Genomic DNA, 25283 nt, shown 5'->3' with positions numbered 1-25283 from the left:
CCCACCCGACGTCCGGCCCTGCGGGGCCCCCTCACCGAAGGGAACTGAGATGGGTATCGAGGAGAAGCTCCCCAGCGGGGTGCTGCTCAGCACGGTCGAGGGACTGGCCGGCTACATGCGCAAGGCGAGCTTCTGGCCGGCCACCTTCGGCCTGGCCTGCTGCGCCATCGAGATGATGACCACCGGCGGCCCGAAGTACGACCTCGCCCGCTACGGCATGGAGGTCTTCCGGGCCAGTCCCCGCCAGGCCGACCTGATGATCGTCGCCGGCCGGGTGAGCCAGAAGATGGCCCCGGTGCTGCGCCAGATCTACGACCAGATGGCCGAGCCCAAGTGGGTGCTCGCCATGGGCGTGTGCGCCAGCAGCGGCGGCATGTTCAACAACTACGCGATCGGCCAGGGCGTCGACCACGTGGTGCCCGTCGACATGTACCTGCCCGGCTGCCCGCCGCGGCCCGAGATGCTGATCGACGCCATCCTCAAGCTCCACGACAAGGTGCAGGCCACGCCGTTCGGCGCGAACCGCCGGGCGCAGATCGCCGAGCTCGAGGCCGAGGGCCTCGTCGCGCTGCCCACCGGCGACCAGCGGGGGCTCCTGCGATGACCGACGCCCCCCAGGGCCCCGCGCCCGCCGTCGAGCAGCCCGCCGTCGACGCCTCGCCCGAGAACCTGCCGGGTCGTCTGGACGCCGCCGGCGGTGCGCGCCAGGTCGGTGAGCGGCGCGGCATGTTCGGTGTCAGCGGCACCGGTGACACCAGCGGCTACGGCGGCCTGGTCGCGCCCGTCGTCCTGCCGGGAGCCACTCCGCGTCCCTACGGCGGGTGGTTCGACACCGTGGCCGACCTGCTCGAGCCGCTCGTGCAGTACGTCGTGGTGCACCGCGGCGAGATCACCTTCCACGTGGCGCGCGAGCACCTCGTCGAGGTCGCCCGACTGGTGCGTGACGACGCCGCCCTGCGTTTCGAGCTGCTCGCCTCGGTGAGCGGCGTGCACTACCCGGGCGACGACGGCCGCGAGCTGCACGTCGTCTACCACCTGGCCTCGTTCACCTACAACCGCCGCATCCGCGTCGAGGTCTCGATCCCCGATGCCGAGCCCACCCTGCCCTCGCTGGTGGCCGTCTACCCGGCCGCCGACTGGCACGAGCGCGAGACGTGGGACATGTTCGGCATCGAGTTCGAGGGCCACCCCGCCCTGACCCGGATCCTCATGCCCGACGACTGGCCGGGCCACCCGCAGCGCAAGGACTACCCCCTCGGGGGCATCCCCGTGGAGTACAAGGGCGCCACCGTGCCGCCGCCCGACCAGCGGAGGTCGTACAACTGATGTCCAGCACCGAGCAGACCACGCACAACAGCACCGGCGAGAACGCCGACTACTACGCGGCCCCGGGCGCCGAGACCAGCGAGGGCCGGGTCTTCACCGTCACGGGCCAGGACTGGGACACCATCGCCGCCGGGTTGGGCGACGTGCCCGACCTCGCCGAGCGCGTGGTGGTCAACATGGGCCCGCAGCACCCCTCCACCCACGGCGTGCTCCGCCTGATCCTCGAGATCGAGGGCGAGACGGTCACCGAGGCCCGCTGCGGCATCGGCTACCTGCACACCGGCATCGAGAAGAACATGGAGTACCGCTCCTGGACGCAGGGCGTCACGTTCTGCACCCGGATGGACTACCTCTCGCCGTTCTTCAACGAGATGACCTACGTGCTCGGCGTCGAGCGCCTGCTCGACATCGAGGACGAGATCCCCGAGAAGGCCCAGGCCATGCGGGTGCTCCTCATGGAGCTCAACCGGATCTCCTCGCACCTGGTGTGCATCGCCACCGGCGGCATGGAGATCGGCGCCCTGACAGTGATGACCATCGGCTTCCGCGAGCGTGAGCTGGTGCTCGACCTCTTCGAGCTCATCACCGGCCTGCGTATGAACCACGCCTTCATCCGCCCCGGCGGCGTGGCCCAGGACCTCCCGCCGGGAGCCCTCGACGAGGTCCGCTCGTTCGTGGCCCTCATGCGCAAGCGGCTGCCGGAGTACGCCGCGCTGTGCAACGCCAACCCGATCTTCAAGGCGCGCTTGGAGGGGGTCGGCGTCCTCGACCTCGAGGGATGCATGGCGCTGGGCCTGACCGGCCCGGTGCTGCGCAGCACCGGCTACGGCTACGACCTGCGCAAGGCCCAGCCCTACTGCGGGTACGAGACCTACGACTTCGACGTGCACACCTGGGACACCGCCGACTCCTACGGCCGCTTCCGCATCCGCCTCAACGAGATGCACGAGTCGTTGAGGATCATCGAGCAGGCCGCCGACCGCCTCGCGCGTCTCGAGGGCGCCCCGGTGATGGTGGCCGACAAGAAGATCGCGTGGCCCAGCCAGCTCGCCATCGGCAGCGACGGCATGGGCAACAGCCTCGATCACATCCGCCACATCATGGGCACCTCGATGGAAGCGCTGATCCACCACTTCAAGCTCGTCACCGAGGGCTTCCGCGTGCCCGCCGGCCAGGCCTACGTGCCGGTCGAGAGCCCCCGCGGCGAGCTGGGCGCGCACGTCGTCTCCGACGGCGGCACCCGGCCCTTCCGGGTGCACTTCCGCGACCCGTCGTTCAACAACCTGCAGGCGATGGGCCTGATGAGCGAGGGCGGCCAGATCGCCGACGTCATCGTGGCCATCGCCAGCATCGACCCCGTGATGGGAGGCGTCGACCGATGAGCGCCGCGATGAGCCCGATCGACGACAAGGTCCTCGCCGAGCTGCGCGAGATCGCCGGCCGCTACCCCGAGGCCCGCTCGGGCCTGCTGCCGATGCTCCACCTCGTGCAGTCGGTGCAGGGCCGCATCACGCCCGAGGGCATCGAGGCGTGCGCGGCGGTGCTCGACATCAGCGCCGCCGAGGTCAGCGGCGTGGCGACCTTCTACACGATGTACAAGCGCCACGCGGTGGGCGACTACCACGTCGGGGTGTGCACCAACACGCTCTGCGCGGTGATGGGCGGCGACGAGATCCTCGCCCGCCTCCAGGAGCACCTCGGGATCGGCAACGACGAGGTCGCGGCCCTGCGCCAGGGCGACAGCCGCACGGTCAGCATCGAGCACATCGAGTGCAACGCCGCGTGCGACTACGCCCCGGTGGTGATGGTCAACTGGGAGTTCATGGACGAGCAGACGCCCGAGTCCGCCGTCCAGATGGTCGAGGCGCTGCGTGCCGGTCACGACGTCGCCTCCACGCGCGGGCCGAAGCTGTGCACGTGGCGCGAGGCCGAGCGCGTGCTCGCCGGCTTCCCCGACGGGCGTGCGGACGACGGCCCCTCGGTCGGCGCGCGCAGCCTCGCCGGCCTGCAGATCGCCCGCGAGCGCGGTTGGACCGCGCCGCCGGCACCGTCGCCGGCCGCCCTCGAGGCCGGCTCGAACGAGGGAGGACAGTCGTGAGCGAGGCACCCGTGCTCACCCCCGTGCTCACCGACATCTGGGACGCCGAGCGCTCCTGGAAGCTGGCCACCTACGAGGCCCGCGGGGGCTATGCCGCCCTCGACATCGCCTTCGCGATGGCGCCCGATGACGTCGTCGCCGCCGTCAAGGACTCCGGCCTGCGCGGCCGCGGCGGTGCGGGCTTCCCCACCGGCATGAAGTGGTCCTTCATCCCGCAGGACCCCGCCACCGAGGCCGGCGCCAAGCCGAAGTACCTCGTGGTCAACGCCGACGAGTCCGAGCCGGGCACCTGCAAGGACACCCCGCTCATGATGGGCAACCCCCACGTCCTCGTGGAGGGCGTGATCCTCAGCTCCTACGCGATCCGCGCGCACAAGGCGTTCATCTACGTGCGCGGCGAGATCCTCCACGTCATCCGCCGCGTCCAGGCGGCGGTGGCGGAGGCCTACGCCGCGGGGCACCTCGGCACGAACATCCACGGCTCGGGCTACGACCTCGACATCGTCGTCCACGCCGGCTCGGGGGCCTACATCTGCGGCGAGGAGACGGCCCTGCTCGAGGGCCTCGAGGGACGCCGCGGCCAGCCGCGCCTGCGCCCGCCCTTCCCCGCGGTGGCCGGTCTCTACGCCAGCCCCACCGTGATCAACAACGTGGAGTCCATCGCCTCCGTGCCCGCCATCGTGCGCCACGGCGCGGCCTGGTTCGCCTCCATGGGCACCGAGAAGTCCAAGGGCCACGGCATCTTCTCGCTCTCCGGCCACGTCGAGCGCCCCGGCCAGTACGAGGCCCCGCTCGGCGTCACGCTGCGCCAGCTGCTCGACCTCGCCGGCGGTGTGCGCCGCGGCCACGAGCTGAAGTTCTGGACGCCGGGCGGCTCGAGCACGCCGCTGCTCACCGCCGAGCACCTCGATGTGCCGCTCGACTTCGAGGGTGTCGGCGCGGTGGGCTCCATGCTCGGCACCCGCGCGCTGCAGATCTTCGACGAGACCGTGTGCGTGGTGCGCGCGGTGCTGCGCTGGACGGAGTTCTACAAGCACGAGTCGTGCGGCAAGTGCACCCCGTGCCGCGAGGGCACGTGGTGGCTGGTGCAGGCCCTGACCCGCCTCGAGCGCGGCCAGGGCACCGAGGCCGACCTCGACCAGCTGCTCGACCAGTGCGACAACATCCTGGGCCGTTCCTTCTGCGCGCTCGGCGACGGCGCCACCAGCCCGGTGTCGAGCTCGATCCAGCACTTCCGCGAGGAGTACCTCGCCCACCTCGCGCACGGCGGATGCCCGTTCGACCCGCGCCGTTCCACCGCCTGGGCCGGGCAGGAGGTCAGCGCATGAGCGCCCCCGAGATCGAGAAGGTCACCACGGTGCGGGTCACCATCGACGGCATCGAGGTGCAGGTGCCGCCCGAGACGCTCGTGATCAGGGCGGCCGAGCAGGCCGGCGTGCAGGTGCCGCGCTTCTGCGACCACCCGCTCCTGGCGCCCGTCGGCGCCTGCCGGCAGTGCCTCGTCGACGTCCCGGACGCCGGCAACGGCCGCGGCTTCCCCAAGCCGCAGGCCTCCTGCACGCTGCCGGTGGCCGACGGCATGGTCGTCAACACGCAGGTGAGCAGTCCGGTGGCCGACAAGGCCCAGCAGGGCGTGATGGAGCTGCTGCTCGTCAACCACCCGCTCGACTGCCCGGTGTGCGACAAGGGCGGCGAGTGCCCGCTGCAGAACCAGGCGATGTCGAACGGTCGCGGCGAGTCGCGCTTCTCCGACGAGCGCAACCGCGGCGTCAAGCGCACCTTCCCCAAGCCCATCAACCTCTCGCCCACCGTGCTGCTCGACCGCGAGCGCTGCATCGTGTGCCAGCGCTGCACCCGCTTCGCCGACGAGATCGCGGGCGACCCGTTCATCGCGCTCGTCGAGCGCGGGGCACAGCAGCAGATCGGCATCGCCGAGGACGCTCCGTTCCTGTCGTACTTCTCCGGCAACGTCATCCAGATCTGCCCGGTCGGCGCGCTTACCTCCGAGCGCTACCGCTTCCGGTCGCGCCCCTTCGACCTCGTCTCCTCGCCTGGCGTCGCCGAGCACGACGCCTGCGGGTCGGCGATCCGCATCGACCACCGCCGCGGCACCGTGCTGCGCCGCCAGGCCGGCAACGACCCCGAGGTCAACGAGGAGTGGATCACCGACAAGGACCGCTTCGCCTTCGCCTACGCCGACGCCGACGACCGGCTGACCTACCCCCAGGTCCGTGACGACGACGGCTCCCTGCGCCCGGCCTCGTGGCCCGAGGCGTTCGCGGTCGCCGCACGCGGCCTGGCCGCCGCCCGGGCGAACGGCGGCGTCGGTGTGCTCACCGGCGGTCGGCTCACGGCCGAGGACGCCTACGCCTACAGCAAGTTCGCGCGCGTCGCGCTCGGCACCAACGACATCGACTTCCGCGCCCGCCCCCACTCGGTGGAGGAGGCGGAGTTCCTGGCCGCGCACGTGGTGCTCACCGGGCCCGAGTCGGGAGCGGTCACCTACGCCGACCTCGAGACGGCGGCGACCGTCGTCCTCGCGGGCCTGGAGCCGGAGGACGAGGCCGGCGCGATCTTCCTGCGCCTGCGCAAGAGCGTGCGCGCCGGCGGCACCCGGGTCGTGGCGCTGGCGCCGGCCACCACCCGCGGTCTCACCAAGCTGAGGGCCACCGTGGTGCCCACCCTCCCGGGCGGCGAGGGCGCAGCACTGCAGGGCCTGGACGCCGACCTCCTCGGGCCGGCGAGCGTCGTCCTGCTGGGGGAGCGGCTCGCCACCTCGCCGGGCGCCTTCTCGGCCGCTGCCGCCCTGGCCGAGCGCACCGGTGCCCGCCTGGCATGGGTGCCGCGCCGGGCCGGTGACCGCGGCGCGCTCGAGGCGGGCTGCCTGCCCAACCTGCTGCCCGGTGGCCGACCGGTCGCCGACGGCGGCGCGCGCGTCGACGTCGCCACCGCCTGGGGGTCCGGTGCGCTGCCCGAGCAGCCGGGACGCGACGCCTCGCAGATCGTCGCGGCGCTGACGAGCGGCGAGCTCGGCGGCCTCCTCGTCGCCGGTGTCGATCCCCGCGACACCGCCGACCCCGCCGCCACGCGTGCGGCGATCGCCGCCGCCGGCTTCGTGGTGGCGCTCGACCTGCGCGCCACCGAGGTCACGGCCGCGGCCGATGTCGTGCTGCCGGTCGCCCCGGTGGCCGAGAAGTCGGGCACGTTCCTCACCTGGGAGGGCCGCGTGCGCCCGTGGGAGGCCGCGATGCACAAGCCCGCCGCCCTGCCCGACCTGCGATCGCTGGCGGGCATCGCCGAGGCGATGGGCACCCCGCTCGGCTTCCGCACGCCCCACGAGGTGCGCGCCGAGATGGCCCAGCTCGGCCCCTGGGACGGCGAGCGCCCGACGCTCACGGCCGTGCCGCCCGCCACGGTGGCCGCCCCCGGCGGCGACGAGGCGCTCCTCGCCACCTGGAAGCAGCACCTCGACAACGGCTCGATGCAGGACGGCGACAAGTACCTCAAGGCCACGGCCCGCACCCCGGTGGCGCTGGTGTCTGCGGCCGTCTTCGAGCAGCACGGGCCCACCGTCACCCTCACCGGCGAGCGCGGCTCGATGACGCTGCCCGCGGCCATCGCCGACGACCTCGTCGACGGCGCGGTGTGGGTGCCGGCCTCGTCGGTGGGCGAGGGCGTGCTCGCCGACCTCGCCCCGCCCGGGGCCCGGGTGCGGATCAGCGGTGCGGAGGGAGTGCACGGATGAACGAGTCGCTCGCGGCCTTCGGCAACGACCCCTGGTGGATCGTCGGCGTCAAGACGCTGATGATCTTCGTCTTCCTGGTGCTTCTCACGCTGTTCAACATCTGGTGGGAGCGCAAGGTGGTGGCCCGCATGCAGCACCGCATCGGGCCCAACGTGCACGGCCCCTTCGGCCTGCTGCAGTCGCTCGCCGACGGCGTGAAGCTGGCCTTCAAGGAGGACATCATCCCGAAGGCGGCCGACAAGGTCGTCTTCGTGCTGGCGCCGATCATCGTGGTGGTGCCGGCCTTCGTGACCTTCTCGGTGATCCCGTTCGGCCCCGAGGTCACGCTGTTCGGCGAGCGCACCCCGCTGCAGCTCACCGACATGCCGGTCGCGGTGCTCTTCGTGATGGCGATCGCCTCGATCGGCATCTACGGCATCGTGCTCGGCGGCTGGTCGAGCGGCTCCACCTACTCGCTGCTCGGCGGCCTGCGCTCGAGCGCGCAGATGATCTCCTACGAGGTCGCGATGGGCCTCTCGCTCGTGGCGGTCTTCATCTTCGCCGGCTCCATGTCGACCAGCGAGATCGTCGCCGCCCAGCGCGACCTGTGGTTCGGCCTGATCCTGGCGCCGTCGTTCGTGATCTACACGATCGCGATGGTCGGCGAGACCAACCGCGCGCCCTTCGACCTCCCCGAGGCCGAGGGCGAGCTGGTCGGCGGCTTCCACACCGAGTACTCCAGCCTGAAGTTCGCGCTGTTCTTCCTCGCCGAGTACATCAACATGGCCACGGTCTCGGCGCTGGCCACCACGCTGTTCCTCGGCGGCTGGCACGCCCCGTTCTGGCTCGACCGGGTCTGGGACGGCGCGGAGTCGGGCTTCCTGCCGGTCGTCTGGTTCCTCGGCAAGGTGCTCCTGTTCATCTTCGGCTTCATCTGGCTGCGCGGGTCGCTGCCGCGACTGCGCTACGACCAGTTCATGTCCTTCGGCTGGAAGCTGCTCATCCCGGTCTCGATCGGCTGGATCCTGCTGGTCTCCACCGTCCGGGTCGCGCGCAACGAGGGCGTCTTCGACTCCGGTCCGCTGAGCAGCCCCGGCGTGCTGCTCGCCGTCTCGGGCGTCCTGCTCGTGGCGGTGGTCGGCAGCTTCTTCCTGCCCGCCGGCCAGGAGGAGGAGCCCGGAGCCTCGACCACCTACCTCGAGCCGCGCGCCGGCGGCTTCCCGGTGCCCCCGCTCCCGGCCGGAGGGGCCGTGCGCGGTGCGGCCGCCCCGCTGGTCTTCGCCGGCGACGACGACACCCCCCGGTCCCCCCGTCCCGCTGCGGGCGCGAGTGCAGGAGTCAACGATGGCTGATCGGCCCCCCACCCCCCCGGGCCCCACCGGCGCTCCCGGCGGCGAGGAGCGGCCCGGGCTGCTCGACTCCGTCGCCGGCTTCGGCGTCACCTTCCGCACGATGTTCCGCAAGGTCGTCACCGAGCAGTACCCCAAGGAGAAGCTGCCCACGGCGCCGCGCTTCCACGGGCGCCACCAGCTCAACCGCTGGCCCGACGGCCTCGAGAAGTGCGTCGGCTGCGAGCTGTGCGCGTGGGCGTGCCCCGCCGATGCGATCTACGTCGAGGGCGCCGAGAACGACGACCGGCTCGACGAGAACGGCGAGTCCGGTCGCTACTCCGCGGGCGAGCGCTACGGCCGCGTCTACCAGATCAACTACCTGCGCTGCATCCTGTGCGGGCTGTGCATCGAGGCCTGCCCCACCCGGGCGCTCACGATGACCAACGAGTACGAGCTCGCCGACGACAGCCGCGCCAGCCTGATCTACGAGAAGTCCGACCTCCTCGCCCCGCTGCTGCCCGGTATGCAGGCCCCGCCGCACGCCCAGCTCCTCGGCTCGGACGACGACTACTACCGCGGCGAGTTCGCCGCTCCGCCGCCGGGCGCCGGACTGGCGTCGTCCACGGCGGGTGGGGCGGAGGCCGGCGCATGACCGCCTTCTGGGTGCTGGCACCGATCATGGTGCTGGCCGCGCTGGGCATCCTGTTCGTGCGCAAGGCGGTGCACGCCGCCCTGCTGCTGGCCGTGGTGATGATCAGCCTGGCCGTGCTCTACGCCGTGCTGGAGGCGCCGTTCCTCTTCGTGGTGCAGATCATCGTCTACACCGGCGCGATCCTCATGCTGTTCCTGTTCGTGCTGATGCTCGTGGGCGTCGACGCCTCCGACTCGGTCGTCGAGACCATCCGGGGTCAGCGCGTGCTCGCGTGGTTCGTGGGCATCCTGGCCGGCGTGGTGGCGGTGGCCGGGCTCGGCCAGGTCACCTTCGCCAGCACGGTCGGCCTCGACGAGGCCAACCGCGGCGGCAACGCTCAGGCGCTGGCGAACCTGCTCTTCTCGCGCTACGTCTTCGTCTTCGAGACCACGAGCGCCCTGCTCATCACCGCCGCGGTCGGCGCGATGGTGCTCACCCATCGCGAGCGGCTCACGTCCCGCAAGACCCAGCGCGACCTGGCGGCCGATCGCCTGCAGGCCTACGCCGCCACCGGCGCGCACCTCGGTCCGCTGCCGGCCCCGGGCGTCTACGCCCGCCACAACGCCGTCGACACCCCGGCCCTGCTGCCCGACGGCACCCCCGCCGCGGCCTCGGTGTCGCGCGTGCTCGCCGCCCGCGGCAGCATGCAGCAGCAGACCCCGCGCGACATCGACGCGATCACCGCGCAGCTGGGCGTCGACGTGGCCGACGCGCCGTCCACCGCCGGCCGCGACAGCGCGGCCGAGCCCGGCGAGGCCGTCGAGCCCCGCGGCCAGGGCGAGGGCGAGGCGCCCGCGAGCGCCGACCACGCGCCGTCCACGACCACCCACGGCCCCGAGGGGGGTGAGGTGCGATGAACGAGTACATCGTCTTGTCGTCGATCCTGTTCACGATCGGCGCCGTCGGCGTGCTGACGCGACGCAACGCGATCGTGGTCTTCATGTGCGTCGAGCTGATGCTCAACGCCTGCAACCTCGCGTTCGTGGCCTTCGCCCGCCAGCACGGCAACCTCGACGGCCAGATCGCTGCCTTCTTCGTGATGGTGGTGGCCGCCGCCGAGGTGGTGGTCGGACTCGCGATCATCATGACCATCTTCCGCACCCGACGTTCGGCCTCGGTCGACGACGCGAGCCTGCTGAAGTTCTGAGAGGTTGTCCGATGTCTGAAGTGTCGGGGCTCCCCACCCTGCTCCCCGCTCTCCTGCCGCGTGCGGGAGGCGAGATCCCGGTCGTCACCCCGGTCGGCGCCGACGGCGCCTTCGGCCTGCTGTGGCTGGTGATCGCGCTCCCGCTGTTCGGTGCCGCGGTCCTCCTCCTCGGTGGACGACGCACCGACCGGTGGGGCCACCTGCTGGGCACGGCCACGGCGGTGGGGTCGTTCGTGCTGAGCCTCACGCTCTTCGTGCAGCTGCTCGGGCGCGACGAGGGGGAGCGGCAGGTGCGCCAGCACCTGTGGGACTGGATCTCCACCGGCGGCTCGCAGGCCTCCGGCGGTCTCGACATCGGGCTGGACCTGCTGATCGACCCGCTCTCGGCACTGTTCCTGCTGCTCATCACCGGCGTGGGCTCGCTCATCCACGTCTACTCGATCGGCTACATGGAGCACGACCCCCGGCGCCGGCGCTTCTTCGCCTACCTCAACCTCTTCGTGGCCGCGATGCTCATGCTGGTGCTCTCGGAGAACTACGTGGGCCTGTTCCTCGGCTGGGAGGGCGTGGGCCTGGCCTCCTACCTGCTCATCGGCTTCTGGCAGCACAAGCCCTCGGCCGCGGCGGCGGCGAAGAAGGCCTTCGTCATCAACCGCGTCGGCGACATGGGCCTGAGCCTGGCCATCTTCCTCATGTTCGTCACCTTCGGCACCACCAGCTTCAGCGGCATCAGCGAGGTCGCGAGCGGCGCCTCGGAGGCCACGCTCAACACCATCGGCGTCCTGCTGCTGATCGGCGCCTGCGGCAAGTCCGCCCAGGTGCCGCTGCAGGCCTGGCTGCTCGACGCCATGGAGGGCCCCACGCCGGTCTCGGCGCTCATCCACGCCGCCACCATGGTCACCGCGGGCGTCTACCTCGTCACCCGGTCGAACTTCATCTTCGAGCAGGCCCCGGCCGCGCAGACCGTGGTGGTCGTCGTCGCCACCGTCACGCTCCTGTGGGGTGCGGTCATCGGCTGCGCGAAGGACGACATCAAGAAGGCGCTCGCCGGCTCCACGATGAGCCAGATCGGCTACATGATGCTCGGCGCCGGCCTCGGCGTCGCTGGCTACGCCTTCGCGATCTTCCACCTCATCACCCACGGCTTCTTCAAGGCCAACATGTTCCTCGGCGCCGGCTCGGTCATGCACGCCATGGACGACGACGTGAACATGCGCCACTACGGCGGGCTCACCAAGGCGCTCCCGATCACGTACGCCACCTTCGGCATCGGCTACCTCGCGATCATCGGCGTCCCGCCCTTCTCGGGCTTCTGGTCGAAGGACAAGATCATCGAGACCGCGCTGGTCGAGAACCCGATCGTCGGCGTGTGCGCCCTGCTCGGCGCGGGCGTCACCGGCTTCTACATGACCCGGCTGATGCTGATGACCTTCCTCGGCCGCCAGCGCTGGGAGAAGGGCGTGCACCCGCACGAGAGCCCGAAGGTCATGACCGTGCCCCTCATCCTGCTCGCCGGCGCGTCGGCGGCTGCCGGCCTGCTGCTGGCGGGCGACTGGATCGTCGACTGGCTCAGCCCGGTGGTCGGCACGGCCGAGGAGCACGAGGCCCCCGTGCCCGTCATCGTCCTCACGCTCCTCACCGTCGCGGTCGTCGCCGCCGGAGTGGCGCTCGCGGTCGTGCTGGTGCGGCGCGAGGAGATCCCCCGCGAGGCACCCGCGAACGTCTCCCTCGCGGTGCGGGCCGCGCGTGCCGACCTCTACGGCGACGCGATCAACGAGACCCTCGTCGCCGCGCCCGGTCGCGGAGCGGTGCGCGCCTCGCTCGCGGTCGACGACGGCATCGTCGACCGGATCCTGTCGGGCAGCGCCACCTTCTTCGCTGGCACCGGCGAGCTGCTGCGCAAGCTGCAGACCGGCTACGTCCGCTCCTACGCGCTGTCGGTGCTCGCCGGCGCCGTCGTCCTCGTCCTGACCGTGATGGCGGTGAACTCGTGAGCAGTGACTTCCCGATCCTCTCCCTGCTGGTCTGGCTGCCGATCGTCGGCGCGATCGTGGTCGCGCTCTTGCCGGGGGCACAGGCCCACCTGCTGAAGGTCGTGGGCCTCGGCGTCTCCCTCGCCACCCTCGTGCTCGGCGTCGTGGCCGCGCTGCAGTTCGACACCGGCAGCGGCGCTCGCCAGCTCGAGGAGGTGCACACCTGGATCGACGCGTTCGGCGTCCACTACGCCCTGGGCGTCGACGGCCTCGGCCTGCTGATGGTGCTGCTCACGGTGCTGCTCGTGCCGCTCGTGCTCGCCGCCGAGTGGTTCAAGGCTGACGCTCCCGGCGGCGCGGGTGCGCGCTCGTTCGTGGCGTGGACGCTGGCGCTCGAGGGCCTCTCGCTCGCGGTCTTCTGCGCCACCGACGTGTTCTTGTTCTACGTGGTCTTCGAGGCGACGCTGATCCCGGCCTACTTCCTCATCGGCGGCTTCGGGCGCGAGGGCCGCGGCGCGGTCGCGCTGAAGTTCCTCATGTTCCAGCTCGCCGGCGGCCTGATCCTGCTGGCCTCGGTGATCGGCCTCTACGTGATCTCGGCGCAGCAGGGCGAGGCCTCCTACCTGCTCAGCGACCTCGAGCGGCTCACCATCGACACCGAGCCCGGTCGCTGGCTCTTCCTCGGGTTCTTCATCGCCTTCGCCATCAAGGCGCCCCTCTTCCCGGTGCACACGTGGCTCGCCGACACCACCGGCAACGCCACGCCCGGCACCGGCGTGCTGCTGGTGTGCATCCTCGACAAGATCGGCACCTTCGGCATGCTGCGCTTCTGCCTGGGACTGTTCCCCGAGGCCTCGCAGTGGGCCACACCGGTGGTGATCACGCTCGCGCTCGTCTCCATCGTCTACGGCGCCCTGCTCGCCATCGGCCAGGACGACGTGTTCCGCCTCGTCGGCCTCACCTCGCTGAGCCACTTCGGCCTCATCACGCTGGGCATCTTCACCTTCTCCAGCCAGGGCGGCACCGGCGCGATCCTCTACATGGTCAACCACGGCCTGGGCACCGCGGCGCTCTTCCTCACCGCGGGCTACCTCGCCGAGCGCCGCGGCACCACGCTCATCAGCCGCATGGGCGGCGTCGAGAAGGTCACCCCGGTGCTCGCCGGCCTGCTGCTGGTGGCAGGTCTGGCCACCCTCGGACTGCCCGGCCTGTCGACCTTCGTCAGCGAGTTCCTCGTGCTCCTCGCGGCCTTCGACCACGCCTGGTACGTCGGCGCGATCGCCGTCACCGCCGTGGTGCTCTCGGCCATCTACGTGCTCTGGATGTACCAGCGCGCGTTCACCGGGCCCACGGTCGATCCGGTCGGCCCCGACGGCCCCGACGGCACCGACGACTCCGAGGCCCGCGTGGACGACGCCGCCCCCGAGGACGCCGCCGCGGCTCCCTCCGACGGTGGCGGCGGGGTGGCGGTCGCCGAGCGCACCGCGGCCCCGGTGGCCCACCGGGTCGAGTCCGACCGCGACCTCGGCCTGCGCGAGATCGTCGCGGTCGCGCCGCTCGTGGCCGCCCTCGTGTTCTTCGGCTTCTACCCCAAGCCCCTGCTCGATGCCGCCGACCCCACGGTCGCGCAGCTGCTGCAGCGCGTCGGCGTCGACGACGGTGCCCCCACCGTCAGCCCCGACAGCGTGCCCGCCGCCACCCAGGAGGGGGAGGACTGATGGAGCCGATCCAGTTCGTCAAGCCCGACATCGAGTACGCCGAGCTGCTGCCGCTGCTGCTCGTGCTCGGCGGTGCGGTCGTGGGCGTCGTCCTCGAGGCCGTGCTGCCGCGCGGGCGCCGCCGCCTGCCGCAACTGGTGCTCACCGCCGCGGTGCTCGTGGCCGCCCTCGTCTCCACGGTCGTGGTCGGCCTCGGGCTCGACGAGCGCGCCGGCGGGGCCGCGCGCGGCCTCGTGGGTGCCGAGGGCAGCGTGATCGTCGACGGCCCCACCGTCTACCTGTGGGGCCTCCTGCTGGTCTTCGCCCTCGGCGGCGTGGCCCTCTTCGCCGAGCGCAGCCTCGAGGGCGGCGTGTCGGCCTTCACCGGCCAGGCCGCTGCGCTGCCGGGCAGCGACAGCGAGCGCGACGCCTCCACCCGAGGGCTCGAGCACACCGAGGTCTACCCGCTGCTGCTGTTCGCCGTGGGCGGCATGCTGCTCTTCCCGGCCTCGGGCGACCTCCTCACGATGTTCGTCGCCCTCGAGGTGCTCTCGCTCCCGCTCTACCTGCTGTGCGGTCTGGCGCGTCGTCGCCGCCTGCTCAGCCAGGAGGCGGCGATGAAGTACTTCCTGCTCGGCGCCTTCTCCTCGGGGTTCTTCCTCTACGGCGCCGCGCTGGTCTACGGCTACGCCGGCTCGATGACCTTCGCCGGCATCAACGACGCGGTGCGCGCCGGCGCGGGCGACCACGGACTGCTGCTCGCCGGCATCGCCCTGCTCTCGGTCGGTCTGCTGTTCAAGGTCGGTGCCGTGCCCTTCCAGGCGTGGACGCCCGACGTCTACCAGGGCGCGCCCACCGCCGTGACGGCCTTCATGGCCGCCGGCACCAAGGTCGCCGCCTTCGGCGCGCTGCTGCGCCTGTTCTACGTGGGGCTCGGCGCCGAGCGCTGGAGCTGGGTGCCGCTGCTGTGGGTGGTGGCGATCGCCTCGATGGTCGTGGGGGCGGTGCTCGCCGTCGTCCAGAGCGACGTCAAGCGGATGCTGGCCTACTCGTCGGTGGCCCACACGGGATTCCTGCTCGTGGGCGTGCTCGGCGTGCAGAGCACCGGCCAGCTGGGGGAGGGGCAGTACACCTCGCTGCAGGGCGTGCTCTTCTACCTGACCACCTACGGCTTCGCGATGATCGGCGCGTTCGCGATCGTCACCCTGGTGCGCGACGGCAGCGGCGAGGCCACCTCCTACGAGCGCTGGGCCGGGCTGGGGCGGACCTCCCCGCTGGTGGCGGGGGCGTTCGCCTTCTTCCTGCTCTCGATGGCGGGCATCCCGCTCACAGCCGGCTTCATCGGCAAGTGGGCGGTGTTCACCTCGGCCATGTCGGCCGGCGCCTGGCCGGTGGTGCTGGTGGCGATCGGGTCCTCGATCGTGGCCATCACCTTCTACGTGCGCCATATCCGGCTAATGTTCTTCACCGACGCCGCAGCCGACGGTTCGGGCGTGGTCACCCGCTCCTCGCTGGTCACCTCGGCCACGGTCGCGGTGTGCCTCGCGGCCACTCTCGTGCTCGGCGTCCTCCCGGGCCCCGTGCTCGAGATTGTGACCAATACGGGAGACTTCATCAGGTGAGCTCACCTGCACGTCCGGCCGACCTGGCCCTGCCGATCGTCGACAGCGCGCTGGCCGACCGGTTGCGGGCTCGTCTCGCCCGCGTCGAGGAGGATCTCTTCGACCACGCCAGCAGTCGCGCGCCCTACGTCACCGAGGCCGCGCGCCACCTGCTGGCCGCCGGCGGCAAGCGCTTCCGCCCGCTCCTGGTGCTGCTGGCCGCCGAGGCCGGCCCGCGTCCGGACGACGACGCGGTGCTCACCGCCGCCTCCATCGTCGAGATCACCCACGTCGGCTCGCTCGACCACGACGACGTGATGGACGAGGCTGCGCTGCGCCGCGGTGCCGACTCGGCGAACTCCCGCTACGACAACCTCGTCGCGATCCTCACCGGCGACTGGCTCTTCGCGAAGTCCTCCGAGCTCACCTCGACGCTCGGGCCGGAGGCCGTGCGCATCCAGGCTGAGACCTTCACCCGGCTCGTCGAGGGCCAGATCCTGGAGACGGTGGCCCCGGGGCCCGACGAGGATCCGCTGGCGCACCACCTCGAGGTCGTGGCCGGCAAGACGGGCTCGCTCATCGCCACCTCGGCCCGCTACGGCGCGCTGTTCTCGGGCGCCGAGCCCGAGGTCGTGGCCGCGCTCACCGAGTACGGCGAGCTCGTGGGCACCGCCTTCCAGCTCTCCGACGACATCCTCGACATCGCCTCCGACTCCGAGGAGTCCGGTAAGACCCCCGGCACCGACCTCAAGGAGGGCGTACCGACCCTGCCGGTGCTCCTCGCGCGTGCCTCCACCGAGCCCGAGCACGCGCGCCTGCGCGAGCTCCTCGATCCCGCGCAGCACGACCTCGCGGCCGACGCCGCCGCCCACGCCGAGGCGCTCGCGCTGCTGCGGGCCCACCCCGCCATGGACGAGGCGCGCGCCTACGTCGTCCAGCGGGCGCAGGAGGCGAAGCGGCTGCTCCAGGCGCTGCCCAGCGGTCCGGTCCGCGAGGCACTGGAGGCCTTCGCCGACGTCGTGGCGGTCCGCTCGGCCTGAGTCGGTGCGGGCGCCCCGTCGTCCGTGATCGGTCGTGCCGTGCAGGGGCTCGGCGGAACCGCGACACCGATGGGTCGTTAAAGTCGACTGATTCGGTTAACTTTGAGGGCATGGCCATCCTCGCGACCAACCAGGACCTCGACCCCGCGGCGCTGCGTCGCGCCTTCGGGGCGTTCCCGACCGGGGTGGTGGCGCTCGCCGCGGAGGTCGAGGGCCACGCGGTGGGGCTGGCGGCCAGCTCCTTCACCTCGGTCAGCCTCGACCCGCCGCTCGTGTCGGTGTCGATCGCGCGGGGCTCCAAGACGTGGCCCGACCTGCGCCGCGCCACCGGCTTCGGCGTCACCGTGCTCGCCGACCACCACGGCGCCGTGTGCCGTCAGCTCTCGGGCCCGGTCGAGCACCGCTTCGACGGTGTCGCCACGTCGGTGGCCGCCGACGGGGCGCTCACCCTCGACGAGGGCCTGGTGCGCTTCCACTGCGATCTCTACCGCGAGGTCGAGGCCGGCGACCACGTGATCGTGCTGCTGCGCGTGCTCTCGGTCGATCACGGTGAGCACGAGGGTGACCAGCCGCTCGTCTTCCACCGCAGCGCCTTCGGTCGTCTCGAGGCCCGTTCCGCCTGAGTTGTCGGCTCCTCGCTCGCGGGGGAAGGTCACGCCGCGCTGGCGTGGGCGGCGAGCGCCAGCTCGCGGCGCCGGTGCCGGAGCGCCTCGGCGGTGAACACCGCCAGCGCGAGCCAGACGAGGGTGAAGCCGATCCAGCGGCCCAGCGGCATGTGCTCGCCGAGGAGGGTGACGCCGAGCACGAACTGGATCACCGGGGCCAGGTACTGCAGCAGGCCGAGCGTCGTCATCGGCACCCGGGTCGCAGCGCCGCCGAAGCACAGCAGCGGGATCGCCGTGACCGCGCCGCTCGCCGCCAGCAGGGCGACGTGGCCCGCGCCCTCGCTCGTGAAGTGCGCCTCGCCGGCCGAGCCGAGCCAGAGCAGGTAGCCGAGTGCGAACGGCGCCACGATCGCCGTCTCGACCGTGAGGCTCTCGATGGCGCCGGTGTTCGCCGCCTTCTTCGCCAGGCCGTAGGTGCCGAACGAGAAGGCGAGCACGAGTGCGATCACCGGCGGCCGCCCGTAGTCGACCGAGAGCACCAGCACCGCGAGGGTGCCGATGCCCAGCGCCGCCCACTGCAGCGGGCGGAGCCGCTCGCCGAGCACCACCACGCCGAGCGCCACGGTGACGAGCGGATTGATGAAGTAGCCGAGCGAGGTCTCGACGACCCGGTCGCTGTTGACGCCGTAGATGTAGGTGCCCCAGTTGCTGGTGATCGTGGCGGCGGCCAGCGTGAGCAGCAGCATCGTGCGCCGATCGCGCACCACCGCGCGCAGGGCCTCGCGGCGCCTGAGCACGAGCACCAGGGCGCCCATCACGAGCAGCGACCACACCATCCGGTGGGCCAGGATCTCGACCGCGCCGCTGGGGCGCAGCAGGGGCCAGTAGAGCGGGAAGAGGCCCCACATCGCGTAGGCGGCGACACCGAGGAGAAGGCCGCGACGCTGATCTGACACCCGAGGACAGTAGCCGCAGCGACCCGCTGTGACGTGATCGTCGTCGGAGGGGGTCGTGCGATCACCGACCATCGGGCATAATTAGAACAAGTTCTAGATTCTGCTCCGAGAGGTGTCCACGATGAGCCGTTCCGCAACCGAGGTGCTCGCCAAGCTCGACGAGCACGCCGAGGAGATCGCCGCGCTCGGTCCGGTGAGCGAGGAGCTCGGCCGCCTCGACGACCGCGCGGCGAAGATCCTGCGCGACGCCGGCGTCATCAAGATGCTGCAGCCGGCCGTCTACGGAGGCTACGAGGCGCACCCGCGCGAGTGGGCCGAGGCGACCATGAAGGCCGCCTCGCTCGACGGCGCGACCGGCTGGCTGTGCGGCATCGTCGGCGTCCACCCCTGGGAGATGGCCTTCGTCGACCCCCGCGTGCAGGAGGAGGTGTGGGGCAACGACCACGACGTCTGGGTGGGCTCGCCCTACGCCCCCATGGGCGTGCTCAAGCCGGTCGACGGCGGCTACGAGTTCTCCGGGCGCTGGCAGTTCTCCTCGGGCACCGACCACTGCGACTGGCTCTTCCTCGGTGCGCTGCTGGGCGACGAGGACGGCGTGCCGCTGCTCGACCCGCCGCAGCTCATCCACGTGCTCATCCCGCGCAGCGACTACACGATCGTGCCCGACTCCTGGGACGTCGTGGGCCTCAAGGGCACCGGCAGCAAGGACATCATCGTCGAGAAGGCGATCATCCCCGAGTACCGCACGATCACCTACAACAGCCTCGTCGACGGTTCGGCCTGGCGCTCGCGCGACCTCACCAACCCGACCTACCAGATGCCGTTCTCGGCGATCTTCCCGCTCGGCATCACCTCGGCGGTGATCGGCATGGCGGAGGGGGCCCTGGCCCACCATCTGGCCTACCAGCGCGGCCGCGTGCAGATCACCGGCCGCAAGGTGAAGGACGACCCGTACGTGATGTACGCGGTGGCCGACGCCGCCGCCGAGATCCACGCTTCGCGGGTGACGCTGCTCGACGGCGTCAGCCGCATGTACGACGCCGTCGCGGCCGGCAAGGAGTACGAGTTCGGCGAGCGCTCGCTCTCGCGACGCAACCAGGTCTCCGCCGCGTGGCGCGCGGCGCGTGCGGTCGACGAGATCGTGGCGCGCTCGGGCGGCAACGGCATGCGCATGGCCCACCCGCTGCAGCGGTTCTGGCGCGACATCCACATGGGTCTCACCCACGCCATCCACGTGCCGGGCCTGGTCTACCACGCCTCCTCGCTGTCGATGATCGACGTCGAGGCGCCCGGCTACATGCGCCCGATGATCTGATCCGCCGACTCCGGCTCCACCACTTCCCTCCACCGCCCCGACCTCCGCGTGAGGCTCGGGGCGGTGTCGTCGTGGGGCTCTGTCGTCGTGGGGCTCAGGCGCCGGCGCGGTTCTCGGTGAGGACGAGGGCGAGGTCGTCGCACAGCGCGCGGCGGCCGTGGGCCAGCAGTCGCCCCACCAGGCGCTCGAGGGCGTCGTCCAGGCTCGGGCCGGTGAGCACGCCCGCGTGGGCCTCGAGGTCGAAGAACTCGCCGCGGGCGTCGCGGTGCTCCACGAGGCCGTCGGTGAAGAACAGCAGTCGCGCCCCCTGCGGCCATGCGTGGTCGCTGACGACCGGGTCGCTGCCCAGGCCCAGGGGAACGGTGACGTCGTCGCTCTCGAGCCGCTCGGTGCGCGCCTCGCTGACCATCAACGGGGCGTGGTGGCCGCAGTTGACCAGCTTGACCGTGTCGTCGCCGAACTCGGCCACGATCGCCGTCACGAACTCCTCCTCGTCGGGCTCCTGGTCGACGATCACGTCGATCACCTGGGCGAGCTTGGCGAGGTCGGGCTCGAGGAAGGCCGTGGTGCGGAACGCGCCGAGCACGGCGCTGGCGGTCTGGACGGCGGGCAGGCCCTTGCCGCGGACGTCGCCCACGATGACGCGGACGCCGAACGGCGTGGCCGCCACCTCGTAGAGGTCGCCGCCCACGCGCGCCTCGGCACTGGCCGAGACGTAGCGGCTCGCCACGCCGACCGATCCGACGGCCGTGGGAGTGGCTCGCAGGACTGCGCGCTGGGCCGTCTCGGCGATGACGGTCATGCGCCGCAGGCGCTCCTCGCGCTGGTCGCGGACCACCGACGAGGCGACAGCCAGGACGGCGATGCCCGCGCAGACCCCGACCCTCAGCCACCACTCGGTGGTGAAGGTGTAGCCGTGCCACAGCCCGCTCAGCATCGCCACGACGACACTGGTGGCGGCGATCGCCGCCGTCTGGCGCCACCGGCCGATCACCGAGGTCAGCAGTGCCGCGGCGCTGAAGGCACCGGCCAGGCGGAAGAACTCGATGTCGATGAAGACCAGGAGGCCCAGCGTCGCCAGCCCTGCGCCCACGGCGATGCCGGGGCGCACGGCGGCGACGTTGACGGTGGACATTCCCTCAGTCTGCCAGCCCGGGTCGGCGCGCACGAGGAGTTCGCAGGGCGGACCCTCGTGTGACGCGGGTCCGATCAGGCCACGGTCCAGGTGTCGCCGGCGTTGATGAGCGCCTCGAGCCGCTCCTCGGGGGTGCCGGGGGCCACCGCGACGGCGCGGTTGACCTGGGCGCGCGCCTCGTCGTCGTAGGTCGCCCGCTCGACCTGGCGGAAGATGCCGATGGGCGAGCGGTTGAGGTGGTCGTTGTCGGTGAGGCGGCTCAGCGCGAACGCCGTGGTGGCGTCGTCCGCGTGGGCGTCGTGCACCAGGATCTGCTCGACGGGCACCGAGGCGGTCTCGACGACCTCCACGCTGCCCGAGGCGGTGCGGACGACGGCCTTGTCGCCGAGGCCGGTGGCCTCGTCGCGAACACCGAAGGTGACCGGCTTGCCGTGCTCGAGCGGCACGAGGGCGTGCTGGGCGGAGTCGCGGTCCTTGAGGACGTCGAACGCGCCGTCGTTGAAGATCGGGCAGTTCTGGTAGATCTCGACCAGCGACGTGCCGCGGTGGGCCGCCGCCGCGGCGAGCACCGCGGTGAGGTGCTTGCGGTCGGAGTCGATCGTGCGGGCCACGAAGGTCGCCTCGGCGCCCAGGGCCAGCGACACCGGGTTGAACGGGTGGTCGATCGAGCCCACGGGGGTGGACTTGGTGACCTTGCCCGGCTCCGAGGTGGGGGAGTACTGGCCCTTGGTGAGCCCGTAGATCCGGTTGTTGAACAGCAGGATCGTCATGTTCAGGTTGCGGCGCAGGGCGTGGATGAGGTGGTTGCCGCCGATCGACAGCGCGTCGCCGTCACCGGTGACGACCCACACCGAGAGGTCCTCGCGGGCCGTGGCCAGCCCCGTCGCGATCGCCGGCGCGCGGCCGTGGATCGAGTGCATGCCGAAGGTGTCGAGGTAGTACGGGAAGCGGCTGGAGCAGCCGATGCCCGAGACGAACACGATGTTCTCGCGGCGCAGGCCGAGGTCGGGCAGGAAGGACTGCACGGCCTTGAGGACGGCGTAGTCGCCGCAGCCCGGGCACCAGCGCACCTCCTGGTCGCTGGAGAAGTCCTTGCCGCTCTGGGTCTCGCCCTCGGCGAGGGCGGGCACCAGCTCGGTGCCGGAGCGCAGGGCGGGGGTGCCGAGGTCGATGCTCATCGGGTGGCCTCCTCAGAAGCGGTCTCGTGGTCGGCGGGGGCGGTGCCGTGTTCGCCGAGGTCGACGGCGATGCCCTCGGCCTCACCGACCAGCGCGCCGATGGCGTCGGCCAGCTCGGCCGCCTTGAGGGGCAGGCCGTAGACGTGGTTGTAGCCGATGGCGTCGACGAGGTACTCGGCGCGGAGCAGGCGCGAGAGCTGGCCGAGGTTCATCTCGGGCACGAGCACCTTGTCGTAGCGCTTGAGGATCTCGCCGAGGTCCTTCGGGAACGGGTTGATGTGGCGCAGGTGGACCTGGGCGACGTCGTAGCCGGCGCGGCGCACGCGACGGCAGGCCGCGCCGATCGGGCCGTAGGTGGAGCCCCAGCCGACGACGAGCACCTTGGCGGATCCGCTCGGGTCGTCGACCTCCAGCGGGGGCAGCGAGTCGGCGATCGCGGCGACCTTCGCGGCGCGCAGGCGCACCATCGCGTCGTGGTTGGCGGGGTCGGAGGAGATGTTGCCGTGGCCGACCTCGGTGGTACCGGCCTTCTCGAGGCCGCCGATGCGGTGCTCGAGCCCCGCGGTGCCGGGGATCGCCCACGGGCGGGCGAGGGTCTCGGCATCGCGCTGGTAGGGCCAGTACTCGTCGGGCTCGCCGTCCGCGCTCTTCGCCGAGACGTGGTTCTTCTCGGTCGCGAAGTCCGGGTCGATGGCGGGGAGCTCGTCGATCGAGGGGATCGACCACGGCTCCGAGCCGTTGGCCAGGTAGCCGTCGGAGAGCAGGAAGACCGGCGTGCGGTAGGTGACGGCGATGCGGGCCGCCTCGACGGCGGCGGCGAAGCAGTCGCCCGGCGACTGCGGCGCGACGATCGGCACCGGCGCCTCGCCGTTGCGGCCGTACATCGCCTGGAGCAGGTCGGACTGCTCGGTCTTGGTGGGCAGGCCCGTCGAGGGGCCGCCGCGCTGGACGTTGACGATCACCAGCGGCAGCTCGGTCATCACGGCCAGGCCGATGGTCTCGCTCTTGAGCGCGATGCCGGGGCCGGAGGTGGTGGTGACGGCGAGCTGGCCCGCGAAGGCCGCGCCGAGCGCGGAGCCGATGCCCGCGATCTCGTCCTCGGCCTGGAAGGTCGTGACGCCGAAGCCCTTGTGGCGGCTGAGCTCGTGGAGGATGTCGGAGGCTGGGGTGATCGGGTACGAGCCGAGGAACACCGGCAGACCCGAGCGGACGCCGGCGGCCACGAGGCCGTAGGAGAGCGCGAGGTTGCCGGTGATGTTGCGGTAGGTGCCCGCAGGCATCTTGGCCGGCTTGATCTCGTACTGGACGACGAAGGTCTCGGTGGTCTCGCCGTAGTTCCACCCGGCCTTGAAGGCGGCGATGTTGGCGCCGAGGATGTCGGGCTTCTTGCCGAACTTCTTGGTGAGGAACTCGATGGTCGATTCGGTGGGGCGTCCGTACATCCACGACAGCAGACCGAGGGCGAACATGTTCTTGGCGCGCGCTGCGTCCTTGCGCGAGAGCCCGAAGTCCTTCACCGCCTCGACCGTGATGCCGGTGAGGTCGACCGGCTGCACCTGGAAGCCGGCCAGCAGGTCGTCGACCTCGCCCAGCTTGTCGAGCGGGTTGGAGGAGTAGCCGGCCTTGTCGAGGTTGCGCTTGGTGAAGTCGTGGGTGTCGACGATGATCGTCGCGCCCTTCGGCAGGTCGCCCAGGTTGGCCTTGAGAGCCGCCGGGTTCATCGCCACGAGGACGTCGGGTCGGTCGCCGGCGGTGAGGATGTCGTGGTCGGCGAAGTGCACCTGGAAAGACGAGACGCCCGGGATCGTGCCCTGGGGCGCCCGGATCTCGGCCGGGAAGTTGGGCAGCGTCACGAGGTCGTTGCCGAAGACGGCCGACTCCTGGGTGAAGCGGTCGCCGGTGAGCTGCATGCCGTCACCGGAGTCACCGGCGAAGCGGATGATCACCCGGTCCAGCTGCTTGACCTGCTTGGTCTGGCTCACGTTCGATCCAACTCTCTCGCATCAGCGTCTCGCGCGCGGCAGGGGTGCGGCGCGCGCGCCTGGTCCGGGGGTCAGACTAGAACACGTTCCACTTCTGGGCACGTGATCACGAAGGTGTCGACTCGCCGATCGGCAGGCGCCTTTCCACGATACGCGGCCCCCTGTCGCTACTTCCCGGTACGCCGAGGGATGGGCGCAGGGGCGGCTGTGACGTCCGCCACCCCGGCCACATAGTGAGCGGATTGAGGCGATGGATCCGATGAACTCTATGATTTCCATACAGTTACGCCGGGTTCACTCCGGCGTGGGGACCTGTATCGGTCGGCGGGTGCACGCCGGCCGCGAAGGAGTGGGACACGATGAAGACCATGCTCAAGGCCGCCGTCCTGACGGTGGCCGGCGCGCTCACGCTCACCGCGTGCGCCAGCGCCGACGGCGGCAGCGGTGCCGCCAGCGACACCACGATCGGCATCTACGGCTTCGCCGTGCCGCAGGCGGCCAACGAGGCGATCGAGGCGGAGTTCAAGAAGACCTCGGACGGCAAGGACGTCACGTTCATCCAGTCCTACGGCCCCTCGGGCGACCAGAGCCGCAAGGTGGCCGACACCAAGGGCAAGGACGTCGACTACGTCCACTTCTCGCTTGAGCCCGACGTCACCCGACTCGTGGACGCCGGTCTCGTCGCCGACGACTGGAACACCGGCCCCACCAAGGGCATCGTGTCGAGCTCGGTGGCCGTGATCGCGGTCAAGAAGGGCAACCCCCTCGGCATCAAGGACTGGACGGACCTCACCAAGCCCGGCGTCAAGGTCGTCACGGCCGACCCCGCCAGCTCCGGTGCCGCCCGCTGGAACGTGCTCGCGCTCTACAGCGCCGCCAGGGACCGCGGCGCGACCGAGGAGCAGGCCGACACCTTCCTCAAGGACGTCTTCTCGAACGTCACCACGTGGGCGGCCAGCGGTCGCGAGGCCACCGAGGCGTTCAAGAAGGGCGTCGGCAACGTGCTCATCACCTACGAGAACGAGGCGATCCTGGCCAAGCAGAACGGCGAGGACCTCGACTACATCGTGCCCGACTCGACCTTCCTCATCGAGAACCCCGGCGCCGTCCTCGAGGACGCCGACCCCGTGGCCACGAAGTGGCTCGACTTCGTGCTCAGCGACAAGGGTCAGACCGAGTTCGTGAAGAAGGGCTTCCGCCCGGTCGGCGACTTCGACGCCTCGGGCATCGAGGTCGAGGGTGCCAACGACCCCGCCGCCCCGTTCCCGACCCCCGGCAAGCTCACCACCATCGCCGACCTCGGCGGCTGGTCGGCTGTCAACAAGGAGTGGTTCGGCAAGGACGGCGTCAAGCTGCGCTTCGACCGGCTCTACGCCGAGGCCACCAAGAAGTGACGCGGGCGGTGTCGCTCACGCGACGAGGTCGCCATGGCTGAGGCGACCCTCACCGCCCCCACTGGGGCCGCCCCCCACGCCGGGCGGCCC

21 protein-coding genes are annotated in these 25283 nt (G+C 71.4%); 17 read left to right on the top strand and 4 right to left on the bottom strand.

Annotated elements, in window-relative coordinates:
* The first annotated feature begins 49 nt into the window (after window positions 1–49).
* The 15 genes from ACERUN_RS13590 to ACERUN_RS13520 all read left to right on the top strand — a co-directional run bounded on the left by ACERUN_RS13590 (window position 50) and on the right by ACERUN_RS13520 (window position 17251).
* Window positions 50–604, top strand: a complete 555-nt coding sequence (locus ACERUN_RS13590) for an NADH-quinone oxidoreductase subunit B family protein (RefSeq protein WP_370290541.1) — start codon at window positions 50–52, stop codon at window positions 602–604.
* Window positions 601–1326 (top strand): NADH-quinone oxidoreductase subunit C, encoded by a 726-nt coding sequence (locus ACERUN_RS13585; RefSeq protein WP_370290540.1) that lies wholly within the window; start codon window positions 601–603, stop codon window positions 1324–1326. The genes ACERUN_RS13590 and ACERUN_RS13585 overlap by 4 nt, the downstream gene beginning before the upstream one ends.
* A complete protein-coding gene (locus tag ACERUN_RS13580; protein WP_370290539.1) occupies window positions 1326–2708 on the top strand; it encodes an NADH-quinone oxidoreductase subunit D in 1383 nt (460 codons plus the stop codon). Before ACERUN_RS13585 ends, ACERUN_RS13580 begins: the two co-directional genes overlap by 1 nt.
* On the top strand, window positions 2705–3424 hold the full coding sequence (nuoE, locus tag ACERUN_RS13575; RefSeq protein ID WP_370290538.1) for an NADH-quinone oxidoreductase subunit NuoE: 720 nt from the start codon (window positions 2705–2707) through the stop codon (window positions 3422–3424). Before ACERUN_RS13580 ends, nuoE begins: the two co-directional genes overlap by 4 nt.
* The gene (gene nuoF, locus ACERUN_RS13570; protein ID WP_370290537.1) at window positions 3421–4752 is read left to right on the top strand and encodes an NADH-quinone oxidoreductase subunit NuoF; all 1332 of its coding nucleotides are present in this window, start codon (window positions 3421–3423) and stop codon (window positions 4750–4752) included. Before nuoE ends, nuoF begins: the two co-directional genes overlap by 4 nt.
* On the top strand, window positions 4749–7169 hold the full coding sequence (locus tag ACERUN_RS13565; protein WP_370290536.1) for an NADH-quinone oxidoreductase subunit G: 2421 nt from the start codon (window positions 4749–4751) through the stop codon (window positions 7167–7169). The genes nuoF and ACERUN_RS13565 overlap by 4 nt, the downstream gene beginning before the upstream one ends.
* Entirely contained in the window at window positions 7166–8500 is a 1335-nt protein-coding gene (nuoH, locus tag ACERUN_RS13560; protein ID WP_370290535.1) for an NADH-quinone oxidoreductase subunit NuoH, read from the top strand. Before ACERUN_RS13565 ends, nuoH begins: the two co-directional genes overlap by 4 nt.
* Window positions 8501–8600: 100 nt before the next feature.
* A complete protein-coding gene (gene nuoI / locus ACERUN_RS13555) occupies window positions 8601–9131 on the top strand; it encodes an NADH-quinone oxidoreductase subunit NuoI (protein WP_370290593.1) in 531 nt (176 codons plus the stop codon).
* Window positions 9128–10027 (top strand): NADH-quinone oxidoreductase subunit J, encoded by a 900-nt coding sequence (locus tag ACERUN_RS13550; protein WP_370290534.1) that lies wholly within the window; start codon window positions 9128–9130, stop codon window positions 10025–10027. Before nuoI ends, ACERUN_RS13550 begins: the two co-directional genes overlap by 4 nt.
* Window positions 10024–10317: an NADH-quinone oxidoreductase subunit NuoK gene (gene nuoK / locus ACERUN_RS13545; RefSeq protein ID WP_370290533.1), complete on the top strand. Its 294-nt coding sequence runs from the start codon at window positions 10024–10026 to the stop codon at window positions 10315–10317. Before ACERUN_RS13550 ends, nuoK begins: the two co-directional genes overlap by 4 nt.
* 11 nt (window positions 10318–10328) lie before the next feature.
* Window positions 10329–12311 carry an NADH-quinone oxidoreductase subunit L gene (gene nuoL / locus ACERUN_RS13540; RefSeq protein WP_370290532.1) on the top strand — a complete coding sequence of 661 codons (1983 nt, stop codon included), beginning with the start codon at window positions 10329–10331 and terminating at the stop codon, window positions 12309–12311.
* Window positions 12308–14008, top strand: a complete 1701-nt coding sequence (locus ACERUN_RS13535; protein WP_370290531.1) for an NADH-quinone oxidoreductase subunit M — start codon at window positions 12308–12310, stop codon at window positions 14006–14008. Before nuoL ends, ACERUN_RS13535 begins: the two co-directional genes overlap by 4 nt.
* The gene (gene nuoN, locus ACERUN_RS13530; RefSeq protein WP_370290530.1) at window positions 14008–15609 is read left to right on the top strand and encodes an NADH-quinone oxidoreductase subunit NuoN; all 1602 of its coding nucleotides are present in this window, start codon (window positions 14008–14010) and stop codon (window positions 15607–15609) included. The genes ACERUN_RS13535 and nuoN overlap by 1 nt, the downstream gene beginning before the upstream one ends.
* On the top strand, window positions 15606–16628 hold the full coding sequence (locus ACERUN_RS13525; RefSeq protein WP_370290529.1) for a polyprenyl synthetase family protein: 1023 nt from the start codon (window positions 15606–15608) through the stop codon (window positions 16626–16628). The genes nuoN and ACERUN_RS13525 overlap by 4 nt, the downstream gene beginning before the upstream one ends.
* 110 nt (window positions 16629–16738) lie before the next feature.
* Complete coding sequence (locus ACERUN_RS13520) at window positions 16739–17251, top strand: flavin reductase family protein (RefSeq protein ID WP_370290528.1); 513 nt, start codon at window positions 16739–16741, stop codon at window positions 17249–17251.
* Between the two features lie 29 nt (window positions 17252–17280).
* On the opposite strand, the gene rarD is transcribed toward ACERUN_RS13520, so the two are convergent.
* Entirely contained in the window at window positions 17281–18189 is a 909-nt protein-coding gene (gene rarD, locus ACERUN_RS13515) for an EamA family transporter RarD (protein ID WP_370290527.1), read from the bottom strand.
* A 121-nt stretch (window positions 18190–18310) separates the two neighbouring features.
* Here rarD and ACERUN_RS13510 point away from each other — a divergent pair, with 121 nt between their 5' ends.
* Window positions 18311–19504 (top strand): acyl-CoA dehydrogenase family protein, encoded by a 1194-nt coding sequence (locus tag ACERUN_RS13510; protein ID WP_370290526.1) that lies wholly within the window; start codon window positions 18311–18313, stop codon window positions 19502–19504.
* A gap of 94 nt (window positions 19505–19598) precedes the next feature.
* Here ACERUN_RS13510 and ACERUN_RS13505 read toward each other — a convergent pair whose 3' ends face one another.
* The 3 genes from ACERUN_RS13505 to ACERUN_RS13495 form a co-directional block, all read right to left on the bottom strand.
* The gene (locus tag ACERUN_RS13505; protein WP_370290525.1) at window positions 19599–20639 is read right to left on the bottom strand and encodes a PP2C family protein-serine/threonine phosphatase; all 1041 of its coding nucleotides are present in this window, start codon (window positions 20637–20639) and stop codon (window positions 19599–19601) included.
* 74 nt (window positions 20640–20713) lie between these two features.
* Window positions 20714–21817, bottom strand: a complete 1104-nt coding sequence (locus ACERUN_RS13500) for a 2-oxoacid:ferredoxin oxidoreductase subunit beta (protein ID WP_370290524.1) — start codon at window positions 21815–21817, stop codon at window positions 20714–20716.
* On the bottom strand, window positions 21814–23799 hold the full coding sequence (locus ACERUN_RS13495; RefSeq protein WP_370290523.1) for a 2-oxoacid:acceptor oxidoreductase subunit alpha: 1986 nt from the start codon (window positions 23797–23799) through the stop codon (window positions 21814–21816). Before ACERUN_RS13495 ends, ACERUN_RS13500 begins: the two co-directional genes overlap by 4 nt.
* A gap of 359 nt (window positions 23800–24158) precedes the next feature.
* On the opposite strand from ACERUN_RS13495, the gene ACERUN_RS13490 reads away from it, so the two are divergent.
* On the top strand, window positions 24159–25193 hold the full coding sequence (locus ACERUN_RS13490; RefSeq protein ID WP_370290522.1) for an extracellular solute-binding protein: 1035 nt from the start codon (window positions 24159–24161) through the stop codon (window positions 25191–25193).
* Window positions 25194–25283: the final 90 nt, after the last annotated feature.

This window comes from Nocardioides sp., assembly GCF_964229035.1.
Taxonomy (GTDB): Bacteria; Actinomycetota; Actinomycetes; order Propionibacteriales; family Nocardioidaceae; genus Nocardioides.
This window is presented reverse-complemented; position numbering and strand designations above follow the sequence as displayed.

What these genes read in the sequence shown, in the direction of transcription:
- ACERUN_RS13590 (WP_370290541.1), top strand. Translation starts at nt 50, where the DNA reads ATGGGTATCGAGGAGAAGCTCCCCAGCGGGGTGCTGCTCAGCACGGTC.
- ACERUN_RS13585 (WP_370290540.1), top strand. Translation starts at nt 601, where the DNA reads ATGACCGACGCCCCCCAGGGCCCCGCGCCCGCCGTCGAGCAGCCCGCC.
- ACERUN_RS13580 (WP_370290539.1), top strand. Translation starts at nt 1,326, where the DNA reads ATGTCCAGCACCGAGCAGACCACGCACAACAGCACCGGCGAGAACGCC.
- nuoE (WP_370290538.1), top strand. Translation starts at nt 2,705, where the DNA reads ATGAGCGCCGCGATGAGCCCGATCGACGACAAGGTCCTCGCCGAGCTG.
- ACERUN_RS13565 (WP_370290536.1), top strand. Translation starts at nt 4,749, where the DNA reads ATGAGCGCCCCCGAGATCGAGAAGGTCACCACGGTGCGGGTCACCATC.
- nuoH (WP_370290535.1), top strand. Translation starts at nt 7,166, where the DNA reads ATGAACGAGTCGCTCGCGGCCTTCGGCAACGACCCCTGGTGGATCGTC.
- nuoI (WP_370290593.1), top strand. Translation starts at nt 8,601, where the DNA reads ATGTTCCGCAAGGTCGTCACCGAGCAGTACCCCAAGGAGAAGCTGCCC.
- ACERUN_RS13550 (WP_370290534.1), top strand. Translation starts at nt 9,128, where the DNA reads ATGACCGCCTTCTGGGTGCTGGCACCGATCATGGTGCTGGCCGCGCTG.
- nuoK (WP_370290533.1), top strand. Translation starts at nt 10,024, where the DNA reads ATGAACGAGTACATCGTCTTGTCGTCGATCCTGTTCACGATCGGCGCC.
- nuoL (WP_370290532.1), top strand. Translation starts at nt 10,329, where the DNA reads ATGTCTGAAGTGTCGGGGCTCCCCACCCTGCTCCCCGCTCTCCTGCCG.
- nuoN (WP_370290530.1), top strand. Translation starts at nt 14,008, where the DNA reads ATGGAGCCGATCCAGTTCGTCAAGCCCGACATCGAGTACGCCGAGCTG.
- ACERUN_RS13520 (WP_370290528.1), top strand. Translation starts at nt 16,739, where the DNA reads ATGGCCATCCTCGCGACCAACCAGGACCTCGACCCCGCGGCGCTGCGT.
- ACERUN_RS13510 (WP_370290526.1), top strand. Translation starts at nt 18,311, where the DNA reads ATGAGCCGTTCCGCAACCGAGGTGCTCGCCAAGCTCGACGAGCACGCC.
- ACERUN_RS13505 (WP_370290525.1), bottom strand. Translation starts at nt 20,639, where the DNA reads ATGTCCACCGTCAACGTCGCCGCCGTGCGCCCCGGCATCGCCGTGGGC.
- ACERUN_RS13500 (WP_370290524.1), bottom strand. Translation starts at nt 21,817, where the DNA reads ATGAGCATCGACCTCGGCACCCCCGCCCTGCGCTCCGGCACCGAGCTG.
- ACERUN_RS13490 (WP_370290522.1), top strand. Translation starts at nt 24,159, where the DNA reads ATGAAGACCATGCTCAAGGCCGCCGTCCTGACGGTGGCCGGCGCGCTC.